This window comes from Streptomyces sp. NPDC050439, assembly GCF_040655335.1.
In the GTDB taxonomy this organism is placed as follows: domain Bacteria; phylum Actinomycetota; class Actinomycetes; order Streptomycetales; family Streptomycetaceae; genus Streptomyces.
Map to the genome: position 1 here is coordinate 15,268 of NZ_JBFAJT010000018.1, position 15,227 is coordinate 30,494.

A 15,227-nucleotide genomic window follows, 5' to 3' on the forward strand; every position below is an offset into this window, starting at 1 on the left:
GGGGGCTGGGGACCGCGAGCGCCAACTCTCTGCCTCGTTCGCGGAGTTTATACGACACGTGTTCAGGCAGTGTTTCGTCTAACCGCACCCGATATTGCCTGCAAGGCGTTATCCGGTCGCCATTTTGCGGGCTTTAACCCGATTCTGGAAGAGTCCGGACGTTTGACCTCGGACGCCTTCCCCGAAGCGGTCGGCCGATTCTCGTCGGTGTTTTTCACCAGGCGTCGGTGCGAGGATTCCCCGGCGCACCCCATGCCCGGTGAATGTGCCGCCCGGACTTGGCGTCAAGCGTACTGGGCCAGGGGCATGTGCGGGGCGTTATCGATCACATTGCAGGGCATCATCCACCGAGACACAGCGGCCGGATCATTGGCTGCCCATCCGAGGAGGGGACGCTTCGATGGGGGAGAAGGTCGTAGCAGGATCGTTTGATCTGGCCGAGCGGCGCCGGTACAGAAACAAGCTCAAGGAGTGCCTGACGGGACTGCGGAGGCTCCTGGACGAGGAGCGGTTCGACCGGCCCAAGAATCTGATGGGCGTCGAGATCGAACTGAATCTCGCGGGGCCCGACGGCATGCCGAGAATGCTGAATGCCGAAGTTCTCGAACGGATCGCCAGCCGGGACTTCCAGACGGAACTCGGAATGTTCAATCTTGAAGTCAATATCGCGCCGCACCGATTGGGCGGACGTGTTCTCGACCGCCTTGCCGAGGAGTTGCGCACCGGCCTCGCCTATGCGCACCGAAAAGCCAACGAGGTGAACGCCGGGATCGTGATGATCGGCATTTTGCCGACCCTCGCACACCACGACCTGGTCTCGGGAAACCTCTCCGACGTCGACCGCTACGCGCTGCTCAACGACCAGATCGTCGCCGCGCGCGGCGAGGAGTTCGTCCTGGACATCCAGGGCGTGGAGCGGCTCACCTGTACGTCCGCGTCGATCGCGCCCGAAGCGGCGTGCACCTCGGTGCAGCTGCACCTCCAGGTCACCCCGGGCAGGTTCGCCGATGTATGGAACGCGGCCCAGGCCGTGGCCGCCGCGCAGGTCGCCGTCGGCGCCAACGCGCCGTTCCTGTTCGGCCGTGAGCTGTGGCGCGAGTCGCGGCCCCCGCTGTTCCTGCAGTCCACCGACACCCGCCCGCCCGAACTCCAGGCGCAGGGCGTGCGGCCGCGGACCTGGTTCGGCGAGCGCTGGATCAGCGACGCGTACGAGCTCTTCGAGGAGAACCTGCGCTACTTTCCCGCGCTGCTTCCCCTCGTGGACGACGAGGACCCGCTGGCGGTGCTCGACGACGGCCGGGTGCCGCAGCTCGCCGAACTCGTCCTGCACAACGGGACCGTGTACCGCTGGAACCGCCCCGTGTACGGCATCGCGGGCGGCGTCCCGCACCTGCGGGTGGAGAACCGCGTCCTGCCCGCCGGCCCCACCGTCACCGACGTCATCGCCAACGCCGCCTTCTACTACGGCGTCGTACGCGCCCTCGCCGAGGAACCCCGGCCCGTGTGGAACCGGCTGCCCTTCGACGCCGCCGCCCGCAACTTCGACACCGCGTGCCGCGACGGCATCGAGGCCCGCCTTCAGTGGCCGCGGCGGGGCAGGTCGGGCGGGCTCGTGGAGGTGCCCGCGGTCGCCCTCGTACGCGACGAGCTGCTGCCGCTGGCCGCGGCCGGGCTCGACGCGTGGGGCGTGGAGCCCGCCGACCGGGACTTCTACCTCGGGGTCATCGAGGAGCGGTGCAGGCGCCGGGTGAACGGGGCGTCCTGGCAGGCGGCGACCTACCACCAGGCCCTGGAGACCGGGCTCGAACGCGAGGCCGCCCTCGCCGCGACCACCCGGCGCTACGCCGAGCTGATGCACGCGGGCGACCCGGTGCACACCTGGCCGGTGGGGCTGCCGGCGCCGGCGGTCCTGAGCTGAGGAGGACGGGGGCGGGCTCAGCCGTGGCTGCCCGCCTCCATGATGGCCTTGAGGATGACCGCGTGGATCTGCGCCGGGTCGTCGACCTGGTGGCCCGATCCACCGGTCGCCTCCGCGATCTGCACGACCTCCTCCTTGTCCGCGTTCGGACCGACCGCGATGGCGATGAGTGGCACCGGGCGCTTGGGGTCGGAGAGGTCCTCCAGCTGCGCGATGAGGTTGCTGCGCGCGATGGAGCCGGGGTCCTGGTTCGCGCCGTCCGTGAGGACCACGAGCGCGTTGAACTTGCCGCGCGCGTAGGTGGACGTGGCCTCCTTGTACGCCGCGAGCGTGGTGTCGTACAGACCGGTCGCGCCGCCCGGGATGGGGGCCAGGTCGCCGAAGGCCTCGGAGACCTTGTCCCGCTGGGTGCCCTCGCCCTTGCGGTCGCCCAGGCGTTCGGTGGGCACGAGCTTGCGGTAGTCGCGTTCGCCGTCCAGGAGGGTGGCGAACTCCCAGAGGCCGATCTCGTCCTCGTCGGTGAACCCCGCGAGCGCCTGGAGCAGCGAGGACTTGGTGACCTCCATCCGGGTCTGGCCCCGGCCCGGCACGAACTCGCCCATGGAGTCCGAGACATCGACGACCGTGCTGATCCGGGCGCTCTGGACGGTGATCGTCCACATGCCGAGCGTCTCCTGGAGGTCCTTCTCGGAGGGCGGCTCGCTGGCCTCGTCGCCGTACGGCTGGGGAGTGCGCCCGCCGGCCGCCGTGACGAGTCTCTCCGAGGGGGCGTCGGCGCCGGTCCTGAAGCCGTGCTTCTCCAGGATCGCGCGGCCCGCCTCATCGCTGAACAGGGTCATGAAGCGCAGGGCCGCGCGGCTCTGGTCCGTGGACAGCTCGTCCTCCTGGACCAGGGTGTAGGGGTAGTCGAGGCGCGGTGAGCCGTCCTTCGGATAGAACATGTCCAGGCTGTTCTCCTCGCCCGCCGTCGCGTTGTGCTTGAACGCGGCCTGCTCGGAGAGGATCAGCGCGTGGTTGCGGCGCGGATTGCCCTGTTCGGTGCCCGAGGAGTCGCGGGCCAGGGTGTCCAGGAGCTGGCCGTCGCTGTCGGACGTGCGCGCGGACAGTGCCTTGGCCATCGCGGCCGCCTGGGTGTCGCCGTCCTTGCCGCCCGCCTTCTTCGCCGACGCGCTCAGCTTCGTGAGCGCGAGCAGGCCGGTCGCGCTGCGCGCGGGATCGGCGGCGCCGAGCCGCAGCTTGTCGCCCTTCATCGCCGCGCCGGTCAACTCCGGCCAGCTGTACGTCTTCTTGGGCCAGCCCAACGTCTCGGCGGCGGCGGGGACCATGGCCATGCCAACCGGCGATGAGGCTATGTGCCCCGCGGGCGAGACCCTGTCCTGCTTGCCGCCCAGGCCCACGCGCTGCACCCACAGTTCGGAGTCCGGCACCCACACGTCGTACGCCGGAGTGCCTTTGCCCGTCCGCAGTTCGTCGGCGACCTTGTAGGAATCACGGGCGCTCACCCGTACGTCGATGCAGGCCCCGTCCGACGTGATCTCCTTCTCGCGCGCGTCGTCGGCGGCCGCGCGCAGGGCCGGGGCGATGTCGGGGGCGGCCACGACGTCCAGTTCCACCGTGTCCTCGCGGCACGTGCCGCCGAAGCTCAGCAGGTCGCTGCGGACCGCGACCGCCGTGCCCGCCGCGACGGTCAGGACGAGTGCCGTCGCGATGCCCACGGTGCGGCCGCGGGTGCGTGGCCGAGGGTCGGGTGCGTCCGTCCCGTACTCATCGGGCAAGCTGTGACGTCCCATGGCGGTGGTGCCCCTCCTTGAGTGATGAAGCAAGGAAAGAGGGGGTGGCATGACCGCAGTCGGCGTCCGTCCCCCTCGGCCTGTCGCGCACGATCTTCGTAACTTCTTTCGAGACCCTAGCGGGGCGGGGATGGGGATGAGGCGGGATTACTCAACTGGAGGCGGAGTGCAAGCGGAGTCCGGGCCGTTGGCCGGTTCTTTTCGGGGCGAGGGGCCATCGCGACGGATCCTGAGGGACGAGACGCTGCTCGTCCTGGCGCTCTCACTGGGCGCGAGCGGTGTGTCCGCGCTGATCAGCTTTGTCGGATCGGTCACCAGACCGGGTGGTCTGAAGGACCAGGCGGCGACCATGAACGCGTCGGCCGCTCCGGGGCGGCCATGGCTTGATCTCGCGTGGCAGTTGTTCGGGATCTCGACCGCGCTGGTGCCGGTGGCGCTGGTCGCGCACTTCCTGATCCGGGAGGGTGCGGGGCTGCGTTCGATCGGCTTCGACCGGAGCCGGCCGTGGCCGGACCTGGGGCGCGGGGCGGCGATCGCCGCGGTGATCGGCAGTACCGGCATCGCGTTCTATCTGGCGGCGCGCGGGCTCGGGTTCAACCTGACGGTGGTGCCGGAGGATCTGCCCGACGTCTGGTGGAAGTACCCGGTGCTCGTGCTGTCCGCCGTGCAGAACGCGGTCCTCGAGGAAGTGATCGTCGTCGGCTATCTGCTGCGCAGGTTCGGCCAGTTGGGGTGGACGCCGATGGCCGCGCTGGTCGGCAGCTCGGTGCTGCGCGGCTCCTACCACCTCTACCAGGGCATCGGCGGCTTCATCGGGAACATGGCGATGGGTGTGGTCTTCGTGCTCCTGTACCGGCGGTGGGGGCGGGTCGGGCCACTGGTGGTGGCGCATTCTCTGTTGGATATCGGGGCGTTCGTGGGGTACTCGCTGCTTGCGGGGAAGGTGGGGTGGCTGCCGACGCCCTAGGGCGGGCGGTCGGCGGGCAGCACTGTGGGGACGTACGAAGGCTGGGTCGTACGTCCCCACAGTCACGTCAGGACAGTCACGTCAGGCATACAGGTCGCCCTCGATGACGGTGACCGCGCGGCCCGTCAGGAGGGTGCGGTCGCCGCGCAGCTCCGTACGGACGAAGCCGCTGCGGGCCGAGGCCTGCAGGCCGGTGAGTTCCGTGCGGCCCAGGCGCTCCGACCAGAAGGGGGCCAGGGCCGTGTGGGCGCTGCCGGTCACCGGGTCCTCGTCGATGCCGACGCGCGGGAAGAAGCCGCGGGAGACGAAGTCGTAGCCGCGGGCGGGGTCTTCGGCCTGTGCGGTGGCGATGATGCCGCGCTCGGAGTGCCGGATGAGGGCCTTGTGGTCCGGGGTGAGGGCGCGCACCGTCTTCTCGTCGGCGAGCTCCACCAGCAGGTCGCCGAGGTTCGCCCCGGCGTCGAACACCGCGAGCGGCTCGGCGCCGAGTGCCTGCGCCACGCCGTCGGGAACCTCGACCGGGGTGAGCGGGGCTGTCGGGAAGTCCATGGTGACGGTGCCGTCGGCGTGCGCGGTCGTGGTCAGGACGCCGCTGCGGGTGGCGAACCGTACGGGGCCTTCGGCGGTGCCGGTGACCTGCAGTACGTGGGCGGTGGCGAGGGTGGCGTGGCCGCAGAGGTCGACCTCGGTGGCGGGCGTGAACCACCGCAGCGCCCAGTCCGCCTCGCCGCCCGCGGGGAGGCGGTGCGCGAAGGCGGTCTCGGCGTGATTGACCTCGGTGGCCACGTTCTGCAGCCAGGCGTCATCGGGAAAGGCGTCGAGGAGGAGAACGCCCGCGGGGTTGCCCGAGAAGGGCCGATCGGTGAAGGCGTCGACGATGCGGATGCGGTGAGAAGTCGGCATACATATGACGCTAGCGGGCCAATGCGGGGGTGGGACAAGGCCAATCGGGGGTGGGTGGACTCGATTGGCGTCGATGGCTTCACCGGGGTGGTCGACCACCCCGCGCCGGTCAGCGGAGCACGCTGAACCTCAGGTGGGTGGCGTGGGCCGTCTCGATCACCTGCGTGCGCTTCAGCCGGTACCGGCCGCCCAAGTGCTCGAACAGCCGAGTGCCGCCGCCCAGCAGAACCGGGGCCAGGTGGATCTGGATCTCGTCAAGCAGCGCGGCCGCGATGCACTGCTGAACCGCGCTCGCGTCGTGCGCGGCGACCGCCTTGCCGCCTGCGGCCGCCTTCGCCCGGGCCACCGCGCCGTGGATGCCGTCGGTGACGAAGGTGAAGACGGACGGGGCCCGTACCGTCTCCGCGCATCTCCTCCAGCAGGCCGATGTCGCGTGGGTCCGGCTGGTGCAGCCACTGGTGCAGAGGCAGTCCGCCGTCACCCAGCTGCTGCTCGCGGGAGACATGCGGACCGGTGACGAACCCGTCGACAGTGCGGGGCGGGGCGACTGGCCCCCTTCGCAAGGGGGCTTGCCATACGACTGCTCCCGATATATCGTTGAGGCATCGCGACTGATCAACGATGGCGCGATAGATCACCTACGAGATGCACAGGAAGAGAAGTGGTTGTCATGCGTTCCCACGGTCACGAACACGAGCACGGACGCGGAAAGTGCGGCCCCGGTCACGAGGGTCGCGGCGGTTTCGAGGGGCGGCGCGCGGCGTTCGGTCCCTTTGGGCCCGGCTTCGGCGGTCCCGGTGGGCCCGGCGGCCCTTGGGGCGGTCGCGGCGGCAGGGGCGGTCCGCGAGGCAGGGCGAGGCGCGGTGACGTACGCGCGTCGATCCTGGCTCTCCTCAAGGACCGGCCGATGCACGGCTACGAGATGATCCAGGAGATCGCCGAGCGCAGCGGCGGGGCATGGAAGCCCAGCCCCGGTTCGGTCTACCCGACCCTCCAGCTCCTGGAGGACGAGGGCCTGATCAGCAGCGCGAGCGAGGGCGGCAAGAAGCTCTTCTCGCTCACCGAAGCCGGTCGCACCGCGGCCGACGAAGGTCCTGACGCGCCCTGGGAAGAGGCCGGGCGCGGGGTCGACTGGGAGGCGCTGAGCGAGATCCGGCAGGCCGGTTTCGGCCTGATGGAGGCGTTCGGCCAGGTCTGGAAGACCGGCAGCAAGGAGCAGCGCGAGAAGGCTGTCACCGTCATCAACGACGCCCGCAAGAAGCTGTACCTGATCCTCGCCGATGAGGACTGAGGTGGTGGGGGTCGGCGATCCCCATTGCCGCTGAGGCGCCCCGCACTTCACGTGTGGGGCGCCTCTTCGTGTGTCGGAGGGGCAGGCGGGGTGGATGTGCGGGGGCGGCTCAGGTCACCAAGCCCGCCAGTTTCCGCAGCGACTCGTTCAGGGCCGCCGTCGCCGAATCCTTGAGCTTGCCCGCCATCAGGGACACCGCCGCGCCCGTGAACTCGCCGTCGATGCGTACGAGCGTCGCGTTTCCCTCGGGGGTGAGGGAGTAGCGGGTGCCGACCGTGACGCCCATCGGGCCCTTGCCCTTGATCGCCAGCGTGCGCTCGCTCGTCAGCTCCTCGACCGTCCAGTTGACCTCGGCGGGGAAGCCCATCAGCTTCATGTTCTCCTCGAACGTGCCGCCCTCCTCCAGCGTGGTGGGAGCGCCCTTCGGGAAACTCGTGTGCGTGGCGTTCCACTCGCCGTACGAGGAGAAGTCCGTGAGTTGGGCCCAGACCTTCTCGGCGGGCGCCTCGATCCGTGCTTCCGCGCTGACTTCGGCCATGCGACGACCCCTCTTCTTCGGGCGCTGCGGCGGGGCGCAGCTACGGTGTCGCGGAACGTAGCCGCAGGGCCCGGAACATTCAACACTGATGAACCGTCAGATGCGCTGGACGCTCCTGCGATGTCGTCCGCGAGCAGGTCAGGTACTGTGGCCATCCTCGCGACGGACGCGGGAAGACGGACCCAGGAGGTGAGACCCATTACCGCAGCAGCAGGTCGGGTGCTCCCCCTTCGCGACCGCGCGGTTCACCCGGCATAGGTGACCGAGGGAGCCCCACAAGGCGTCCCGAAAGGTTTCTCTTCGCATGTCGGCTTCATCCTTCTCGTCTTCCGCGTCATCGCCCATGACCGCCCTCATCCCTTCCGCCGTCGTCACCCGGCTGCGCGCCGCCGGGTGCGTCTTCGCCGAGGACGAGGCGGAGTTGCTCGTCGACACCGCGCGCGACCCCGCCGAACTCGCCGCCATGGTGGAGCGGCGCGTCATCGGTCATCCCCTCGAACACGTCCTTGGCTGGGCGGAGTTCCGCGGTCTGCGGATCGCCGTGGATGCGGGGGTCTTCGTGCCGCGCAGGCGCACCGAGTTCCTCGTGCGGCAGGCCACCGCCCTTGCCGCGCCCGGCGCCGTCGCCGTCGACCTGTGCTGCGGCTCGGGGGCGCTCGGGGCCGCGCTCGGCGCCGCGGTCGACGGGATAGAACTGCACGCCGCCGACATCGACCCCGCCGCCGTTCGCTGCGCACGCCGCAACGTCGCCGACGTGGGGGGACGGGTCTACGAGGGCGATCTCTACGAGCCGTTGCCGGACGCCCTCCGTGGCCGTGTCGGCGTACTGCTGGCGAACGTCCCCTACGTTCCCACCGAAGAGGTCGGTCTGCTGCCGCCGGAAGCCCGTGTCCACGAGGCGCGGGTGGCGCTCGACGGCGGGGCGGACGGTCTCGACGTGCTGCGGCGGGTGACGGCCGACGCGGCCCACTGGCTGGCTCCCGGCGGCAGCCTGCTGTTCGAGACGAGCGAGCGACAGGTGCCGTACGCGATGGAGGCGGTCGCCGAGGGAGGCCTTGTGCCGCGGTCGGTGAGCGACGAGGAGATGTACGCGACGGTCGTCATCGGGACGCGGCCCGCGTAGGGCGCGGGCGGCGCCGGTCACGCAGGCCGGCGTCAGCCCACCCTGCTTATCACCGCCGCGTCGAAGAGATCGCACGCCCTGGGGAACGGGCCCTCGTCGTGGCAGTGCCAGGCGTCCCAGAAAAGGTCGGCGGGCAGCGCGTTTTCGGGTGCGTACACCCGGTACACGTACTGTCTGCCGTCGATCGCCGGCAGCGCGACCATCCAGCACCTGCGCTCCATGCCCGAAAGACGAGTGACCGGTGCGCCGTGGTTGCGTGTCCGGCGCGAATCAAGGCGGCGCGCGCCCCTCGGGGTAGAACAGCCAGATCTCATCCGTAAGGAGGAGAAGCCGCTCATGCGTACCCAACCTGTGTCGGACGCGAAGATGCTTCCCGCCGCCGATGACGCCGCACTCGGGGGCTGATGGGGTGGAAGATGTGCAAAGCCGTACCCCGCAGGGCGCCGAGCCCGGCCCGATCAGAGCAGAGACCGACTCCCGACTGAGCGCCGCACTGACGTCCGTGGTGGCCGGCGCGCGCCGGCGTGCGGTGCGTGACGGGGACCGCCAGATCGACACCGCGCATCTGCTGCACTCCCTCCTGGAGACCGACCCGGAGGTGCGGGCCGCCTTCGACCAGGGGGCGCAGGTGGCCCGGCTGCTCGGCTATCTCGTCCAGCGCAGCATCGGGTACGGCCTGCAGTGGCAGGGGACGGTCGAGGACTCCGGAACGGTGCCGGTGGTGCGGGAGAGCAACTCGGGCCCCGTGAAGGAGACGGGCTGGTCGCCGTCCGCGAGCGCCGCCATGGAAGCGGCCATCGAGCGGGCCGACCGCCGCGGCGAACCGCAGGCCCTCGGTGTGGACCTCCTCGCGGCGCTCGTCGCCGATCCGGACTGCCGCGCCGTCGAGGTGCTTGGGCGGGCCGGGGCCGACGCGCAGCGGATACTCCGGCGGATCGAGGGCGACCCGCGCACCGGGACGCCGGCCGACGCGTTCGCCGATCGATATGCGGAGACGTCCGCTGATCCGTACGCGGAGACGTCCGCCGATTGAGACAGGGCCTATCGGGGGTGACGCTCATGACACCTCCTGTCATGATGTGCCCGTGCAAGCGTCTCAGGGGAATCAGACCGGCTCGGGGCTGAGCCGGGGGAGAGGTGTCGGCCTGGGGCTCGCCCTCGTGTCGGCGGTCGCCTTCGGTGGCTCGGGAGTGGCGGCCAAGCCGCTGATCGAGGCGGGCCTCGACCCGCTTCACGTGGTGTGGCTGCGGGTGGCGGGCGCCGCCCTCGTCATGCTGCCGGTCGCCTGGCGGCACCGCGGGCTGCTGCTTCGCAGGCCCGCGCTCCTCCTCGGCTTCGGCCTGCTCGCCGTGGCCGGTGTCCAGGCCTTCTACTTCGCGTCGATATCCCGTATCCCCGTCGGGGTCGCGCTCCTTGTCGAATACCTCGCGCCCGCCCTTGTCCTCGGCTGGGTGCGCTTCGTGCAGCGGCGGCCCGTGACGCGCGCGGCCGCGGTGGGCGTGGTGCTCGCGGTCGGCGGGCTCGCCTGCGTCGTCGAGGTGTGGGCGGGGCTGAGCTTCGACGCCGTGGGGCTGCTGCTCGCGCTGGGCGCCGCGTGCTGCCAGGTCGGCTACTTCGTCCTGTCCGACCAGGGCAGCGACGCGGGCGACGACGCTCCCGACCCGCTCGGCGTCATCGCGTACGGACTGCTGATCGGCGCCGTGGTGCTGACCGTCGTGGCGCGGCCCTGGGGCATGGACTGGTCGGTGCTCGCGGGCAGTGCGGACATGGACGGCTCGGCCGTTCCCGCGTGGGCGCTCCTCGCCTGGATCGTGCTCCTCGCGACCGTCGTGGCGTACGTCACCGGGGTGCTCTCGGTGCGTCGGCTCTCGCCGCAGGTGGCGGGCGTCGTGGCGTGTCTGGAAGCGGTCATCGCCACCGTGCTCGCCTGGGTCCTGCTGGGCGAACACCTGTCGGCGCCGCAGATCATCGGGGGTGCCGTGGTGCTCGCGGGGGCGTTCATCGCCCAGTCGTCCGCGCCCACCAAGCCCCCGGAGGGGCCCACCGCGGGTGGTCGGCCGGGGGCGGAAGAGCGGTTGTCGTCGACCGGTACCGCTGTCTAAGGTGTTGATCATGCATTCACGCGCGCTCGTTCTTCCGCCCCCGGCCGCTTAGGCGCGGGCACTTCCCGGATCACACCCGGCGGTTGCCGGGTGGAACGACGCTGCCCGCAGACGGAGCCAGGGACCTTCTTTTTCTTTCTGCGGAGAACTCACGTGTCGAATGTGTCGAGTACGTCGACTGCTGTCTCCGGCCTGTCCGTCGGACGAGGCCTCTTCTATCTGATCGTCGCCGGTACGGCCTGGGGCACCGCCGGTGCCGCCGCCGCGCTGGTCTTCGACGCCAGTGACATGGGACCGGCCAGCCTGTCCTTCTGGCGCTGCGCGGGCGGCTTCGTGCTGCTCTTCGCCGTCCGTGTGCTGCGTGCGCGCCGACGGTCCGCCGGTGCCGGTGCCGGTGCCGGTGCCGGTGCCGCCTCGGGCGCGGGCGCGCCGTTGCGGCGCAGGCTGCCGCGGATCGTGGCGACCGGCGTGGCCCTCGCCGTGTTCCAGACCGCTTACTTCGCGGCCGTCGAGTCGACCGGACTCGCGGTCGGCACGGTGGTCACGATGGGGGCGGGGCCCGTGCTCATCGCGCTCGGGGCGCGGTTCACCATGGGGGAGCGGCTCGGGCTCGGCGGTGTCGTCGCGGTGGCCGGTGCGCTTGCCGGGCTCGTGGTGCTCGTCCTCGGCGGCGGTGGCGCGAGCGTCCGTCCGGTGGGCGTCGGGTGGGGGCTGCTCTCGGCGGCCGCGTACGCCACGATGACGCTGCTCACGCGGTGGTGGGGGCGGGACGGCGGCGCGGACGCGTCCGACACGACGGTCTGGTCGTTCGCCGTGGTGTCCGTCTGCCTGCTGCCGCTCGCCGCGGTGGAGGGGCTCGTCCCGCACACCGCGGAGGCGGCGCGGATGGGTCTGTACCTGCTGTACATCGTGGTGATCCCGACGGCGGTCGCCTACGCCCTGTACTTCGCGGGCGCCGCGGTCATCCGGTCCGCGACCGTCTCGGTGATCACGCTCCTCGAACCGCTGAGCGCGGCGGTCATCGCGGTGGTGCTGCTCGGCGAGGAACTGACCTTGTCGACGGTGCTCGGCACTCTGCTGATGCTTGCGGCGGTGACGGGGCTTGCGGTGGCGGAGACGGTTGCTGCGCGGGTGCGGGAGCCGCAGCTGGAACCGGTGTAGCGGGGCTCTCGGGGGCTTTGCCGGGGGCCGGTTCCTGAGCTGCGTGCTGCGTCTGCCGGCCCGTGGGGGTTGTTCGCGCAGTTCCCCGCGCCCCTTGACGACCCTTCCCTGCGGGCCCGGTGGGGGTTGGCCGCGCAGTTCCCCGCGCCCCTTAGGGGCGCTTCCCTGCGCGCCGTTCCCCGCGCCCCCTGCGGGGCACCCCCCCCGCAGGGGTGGGGTGGCGTCACAGTTCGATCAAGTAGTCGGGTGCCTCGATGTCGGGTGCCAGGTCGGGGGACGGGATGAGTGGGGCGTGGGACTTCTGCAGCGGGACTACTCCGGCCCAGTGCGGGAGGCCGATGTCCTCGGGGTCGTCGTTCGGGCCGCCGGTGCGCACCTTGGCGGAGACCGCGGCGAGGTCGAGGCTCAGTACGGCGGTCGCCGCGAGCTCCTTCGCGTTCGCGGGGCGGGAGTCGGCGGAGCGGCCCGGCACGACGTGGTCGACGAGCGCGTCGAGGGCGGCCCGCTTCTCCTCGGGGTCGATGACCTGGTGGGCGGTGCCGTGGATCACCACGGAGCGGTAGTTGATCGAGTGGTGGAAGGCCGACCGGGCGAGGACCAGGCCGTCGACGTGCGTGACGGTCAGGCAGACCGCGAGACCGGGGTCCTGTTCCTGGCGCCGGGCGTCGGCCGCCATCCGCAGCGGCCGGGAACCCGTCGAGCCGTGCACGTAGAGGCGCTCGCCCACCCGGCCGTACAGCGTCGGCAGGACGACCGGAGCGCCGTCACGCACGAACCCCAGGTGGCAGACGTACGCCTCGTCGAGTATCGCGTGCACCAGTTCCTGGTCGTACGCGGCGCGGTCACGGCCGCGGGTGGGGACGGTGAGGTCGGTCGGCGCGTACGAGGCGGTGTCGGCGCTGGTGCCGGTGACGGGCCCGATGCCGGACTCGGATGCGACGCTCATTGCATTCTCCATTGCACTAGTGCATAATCTCGTTTGTGCTAGGAGAGTATCGGATCGAAGGCCGGCGCGCAGCCGAGATCGCTGCCAGCGTGGAGCGCGCGGTGGGCGGCGGTGACCTGGAGCCGGGTCAACTCCTGCCGCCGATGCGCGAGTTGGCGGAACGGCTCGGGGTGAATCCCAATACGGTGGCCGCCGCCTACCGGACGCTGCGCGAACGCGGCGTCATCGAGACGGCGGGGCGGCGCGGCAGCCGCATCCGCCCCAAGCCCGCGACGACGGTGCGTGAGCTGATCCGGGTGGATGTGCCTGCCGGTGTGCGTGACGTGTCGAACGGCAACCCGGACACGGCTCTGCTGCCGTCGCTCGCCCAGGTGTTCGCGGCGGCGGCCGCGGAGGGCGACCGGCGTCCCGTGCTGTACGGCGAGGAGGCCGTGGACCCCGAAATGGCCCGCCACGCGCGCGTGGCCCTCGACGAGGACGGCGTGCCGGACGGTCCCGTGGCCGTCACGTCCGGTTCCCTCGATGCCATCGAGCGGGTCCTTGCCGCCCATCTCAAGCCCGGTGACGCGGTGGCGGTCGAGGACCCCGGCTGGGGCAGTCTGCTCGATCTGATGCCGGTGCTCGGTCTGCGGACGGTCCCGGTGGGTGTCGACGACGAGGGGCCGCTGCCCGCCGACACCGAGAACGCGTTGCGCGGTGGTGTCCGGGCGCTCATCGTCACCGACCGTGCGCAGAACCCGACGGGCGCCGCGATCAGTGCCCCACGCGCGCGTGCGCTGCGCAAGGTCCTCTCCGCGCACAAGGACGTGCTGCTCGTCGAGGACGACCACGGCCACGCCATCGTCGATCTGCCGCTGCACCCGCTGGCGGGCGTGACCCGCAGCTGGGCGTTCATCCGCTCCACGGCCAAGGCCTACGGCCCCGACCTGCGCCTGGCCCTGCTGACCGGTGACGCCGTCACCGTCGATCGCGTCCAGGGGCGCCAACGGCTCGGCCCCGGGTGGGTCAGTCACATCTCGCAGCGCGCCGTCGTGCGGCTGTGGACGGAGGGGGCGGTGAACACGGGTGCGGTGGCCGCCTCGTACGGAAGGCGGCGCGATGCCCTGATCGCCGCGCTGGCCCGGCGGGGCGTCACGGCGCACGGGCGCAGCGGCATGAACGTGTGGATTCCCGTGCCGGACGAGACCGGGGCGGTCGCCAGGCTGCTGCACGCGGGGTGGGCCGTCGCTCCCGGCGCCCGCTTCCGGATGGGTGCGCGGCCCGGGGTGCGGATCACGGTGTCGACGCTCGGGGACGAGGACATCGAAGTGGTGGGGGGGGGGGGGGCGGGGGGCCCCCCGCGGCCGCCCCCCCCCCGCGCGCCCGGGGGGGGGGGGCGGGCGGCGCCCTCTGCGGGCGCGCGGGGGGGGCCTCCCATATGGAGGGGGGGCCGCCCCCCCCCCCCCCCCCCCCCCCGGGCCCGCTCCCGCGCGGCGCTACGAGTGAGCGGGCTTCCGCGAGCGATCGCGCGGCCTTGACTGGGTGAGCGCCGCGCCCGCCAGGACGATCAGTGCGCCGACCGGCGTCGACCAGCTCAGGGACTCGCCGAGCAGGGCGACGCCCGCCGCGGTGGCGATGACCGGCACGAAGTACGTGACCATCTGCGCCGTCGTCGGACCGACCTCGGCGACAAGGCCGTACTGGATCAGGAAGGCGAGGCCGGTCCCGACGGCACCCAGTGCCACGATCGCGAGGAGAGGCACGACGGGGAAGTGCGTGGGCAGGGACGTGAACAGCGGAGTGACGACGGCCAGTTCGACGGTCGCGACAAGGAGCTGGGCGCCGGTCAGCGACAGGTTCGAGTGGCCGGAACCGGCCAGGGTGCGGCGTACGTAGATCCAGCCGATCGGGTAGCTCAGCGAGGCGAGCAGCGCCAGCGACGTGCCGCGCAGGTCGAGGCCGCTGAAGCCCTGCCAGGCACCGAGCACCGTGAGCACGCCGAGGAACCCGATGCCGAGCCCCGCGACCCTGCGCCGCGTCGGCCGGTCCTCGGAGAGGGCGACCATCGAGAGCGCCATGCCCCACAGGGGCGAGGTCGCGTTGCAGATGCCGGCGAGCGTGGAGGGGATCGTCAGCTCCGCGTACGCGAAGAGCGAGAACGGCAGGGCGTTGAGCAGCAGCGCGGAGACGGTGAGGTGTGCCCAGGTCCGTGCCCCGCGCGGGAGCCGCTCGCGCTTCGTGACGAGGACGGCCGCGACGACCGCTGTGCCGAACAGGAGGCGCCCCAGGGTGACTTGGAAGGGGGCGTACCCCTCCGTGCCGACCTTGATCAGCAGGAAGCTGAAGCCCCAGATCAGCGAGAGGATGCCGAAGCGGAGCCGCCAGCCGAGGGCGGGGCGGCGCTTCGGTTCGGCGATGCCGGAAGCGGTGGGGGATGTGGCGGCGGGGGGCTCGGGAGGAATGGTGGAGCCGGGAGGGGGGGTGGTGACGCGCATGTACGTCACATTGA

Annotated in this window: 15 protein-coding genes; 8 read left to right on the top strand and 7 right to left on the bottom strand. The window is 71.4% G+C overall.

Annotated elements, in window-relative coordinates; translation table 11 throughout:
• Positions 1-400 precede the first annotated feature (400 nt).
• Complete coding sequence (locus AB0I66_RS42510) at positions 401-1,918, top strand: glutamate--cysteine ligase (RefSeq protein WP_363213470.1); 1,518 nt, start codon at positions 401-403, stop codon at positions 1,916-1,918.
• A gap of 17 nt (positions 1,919-1,935) precedes the next feature.
• On the opposite strand, the gene AB0I66_RS42515 is transcribed toward AB0I66_RS42510, so the two are convergent.
• On the bottom strand, positions 1,936-3,708 hold the full coding sequence (locus AB0I66_RS42515) for a substrate-binding and VWA domain-containing protein (protein ID WP_363213471.1): 1,773 nt from the start codon (positions 3,706-3,708) through the stop codon (positions 1,936-1,938).
• Positions 3,709-3,874: 166 nt separating this feature from the next.
• Here AB0I66_RS42515 and AB0I66_RS42520 point away from each other — a divergent pair, with 166 nt between their 5' ends.
• Entirely contained in the window at positions 3,875-4,675 is an 801-nt protein-coding gene (locus AB0I66_RS42520) for a type II CAAX endopeptidase family protein (protein ID WP_363213472.1), read from the top strand.
• An 81-nt stretch (positions 4,676-4,756) separates the two neighbouring features.
• On the opposite strand, the gene AB0I66_RS42525 is transcribed toward AB0I66_RS42520, so the two are convergent.
• Together AB0I66_RS42525 and AB0I66_RS42530 are read right to left on the bottom strand one after the other, a co-directional pair.
• Entirely contained in the window at positions 4,757-5,578 is an 822-nt protein-coding gene (locus AB0I66_RS42525) for a PhzF family phenazine biosynthesis protein (RefSeq protein WP_363213473.1), read from the bottom strand.
• A 109-nt stretch (positions 5,579-5,687) separates the two neighbouring features.
• Positions 5,688-6,083: a dihydrofolate reductase family protein gene (locus AB0I66_RS42530; RefSeq protein ID WP_363213474.1), complete on the bottom strand. Its 396-nt coding sequence runs from the start codon at positions 6,081-6,083 to the stop codon at positions 5,688-5,690.
• A gap of 165 nt (positions 6,084-6,248) precedes the next feature.
• Here AB0I66_RS42530 and AB0I66_RS42535 point away from each other — a divergent pair, with 165 nt between their 5' ends.
• Positions 6,249-6,869, top strand: coding sequence for a PadR family transcriptional regulator (locus tag AB0I66_RS42535; RefSeq protein WP_363213475.1), 621 nt, complete (start codon positions 6,249-6,251; stop codon positions 6,867-6,869).
• A gap of 109 nt (positions 6,870-6,978) precedes the next feature.
• On the opposite strand, the gene AB0I66_RS42540 is transcribed toward AB0I66_RS42535, so the two are convergent.
• Complete coding sequence (locus AB0I66_RS42540) at positions 6,979-7,407, bottom strand: SRPBCC family protein (protein ID WP_363213476.1); 429 nt, start codon at positions 7,405-7,407, stop codon at positions 6,979-6,981.
• A 343-nt stretch (positions 7,408-7,750) separates the two neighbouring features.
• Between AB0I66_RS42540 and AB0I66_RS42545 the strand changes: the two genes are divergently transcribed.
• Entirely contained in the window at positions 7,751-8,530 is a 780-nt protein-coding gene (locus tag AB0I66_RS42545) for a putative protein N(5)-glutamine methyltransferase (protein WP_363213499.1), read from the top strand.
• Positions 8,531-8,562: 32 nt separating this feature from the next.
• Here the strand turns inward: AB0I66_RS42545 and AB0I66_RS42550 are convergent, their stop codons facing one another.
• Complete coding sequence (locus AB0I66_RS42550) at positions 8,563-8,751, bottom strand: hypothetical protein (RefSeq protein WP_363213477.1); 189 nt, start codon at positions 8,749-8,751, stop codon at positions 8,563-8,565.
• Positions 8,752-8,948: 197 nt separating this feature from the next.
• On the opposite strand from AB0I66_RS42550, the gene AB0I66_RS42555 reads away from it, so the two are divergent.
• The 3 genes from AB0I66_RS42555 to AB0I66_RS42565 all read left to right on the top strand — a co-directional run bounded on the left by AB0I66_RS42555 (position 8,949) and on the right by AB0I66_RS42565 (position 11,793).
• Positions 8,949-9,563 carry a Clp protease N-terminal domain-containing protein gene (locus AB0I66_RS42555; protein ID WP_363213478.1) on the top strand — a complete coding sequence of 205 codons (615 nt, stop codon included), beginning with the start codon at positions 8,949-8,951 and terminating at the stop codon, positions 9,561-9,563.
• A gap of 46 nt (positions 9,564-9,609) precedes the next feature.
• Positions 9,610-10,632 carry an EamA family transporter gene (locus tag AB0I66_RS42560; RefSeq protein ID WP_363213479.1) on the top strand — a complete coding sequence of 341 codons (1,023 nt, stop codon included), beginning with the start codon at positions 9,610-9,612 and terminating at the stop codon, positions 10,630-10,632.
• Positions 10,633-10,794: 162 nt separating this feature from the next.
• Positions 10,795-11,793 (top strand): DMT family transporter, encoded by a 999-nt coding sequence (locus AB0I66_RS42565; RefSeq protein WP_363213500.1) that lies wholly within the window; start codon positions 10,795-10,797, stop codon positions 11,791-11,793.
• 223 nt (positions 11,794-12,016) lie between these two features.
• Here AB0I66_RS42565 and AB0I66_RS42570 read toward each other — a convergent pair whose 3' ends face one another.
• Positions 12,017-12,739, bottom strand: a complete 723-nt coding sequence (locus tag AB0I66_RS42570) for a pyridoxamine 5'-phosphate oxidase family protein (protein WP_363213480.1) — start codon at positions 12,737-12,739, stop codon at positions 12,017-12,019.
• 35 nt (positions 12,740-12,774) lie between these two features.
• Between AB0I66_RS42570 and AB0I66_RS42575 the strand changes: the two genes are divergently transcribed.
• Positions 12,775-14,256, top strand: coding sequence for an aminotransferase class I/II-fold pyridoxal phosphate-dependent enzyme (locus AB0I66_RS42575; protein ID WP_363213481.1), 1,482 nt, complete (start codon positions 12,775-12,777; stop codon positions 14,254-14,256).
• On the opposite strand, the gene AB0I66_RS42580 is transcribed toward AB0I66_RS42575, so the two are convergent.
• Positions 14,215-15,213 (bottom strand): DMT family transporter, encoded by a 999-nt coding sequence (locus AB0I66_RS42580; RefSeq protein ID WP_363213482.1) that lies wholly within the window; start codon positions 15,211-15,213, stop codon positions 14,215-14,217. The genes AB0I66_RS42575 and AB0I66_RS42580 overlap by 42 nt on opposite strands.
• Between the last annotated feature and the right edge of the window lie 14 nt (positions 15,214-15,227).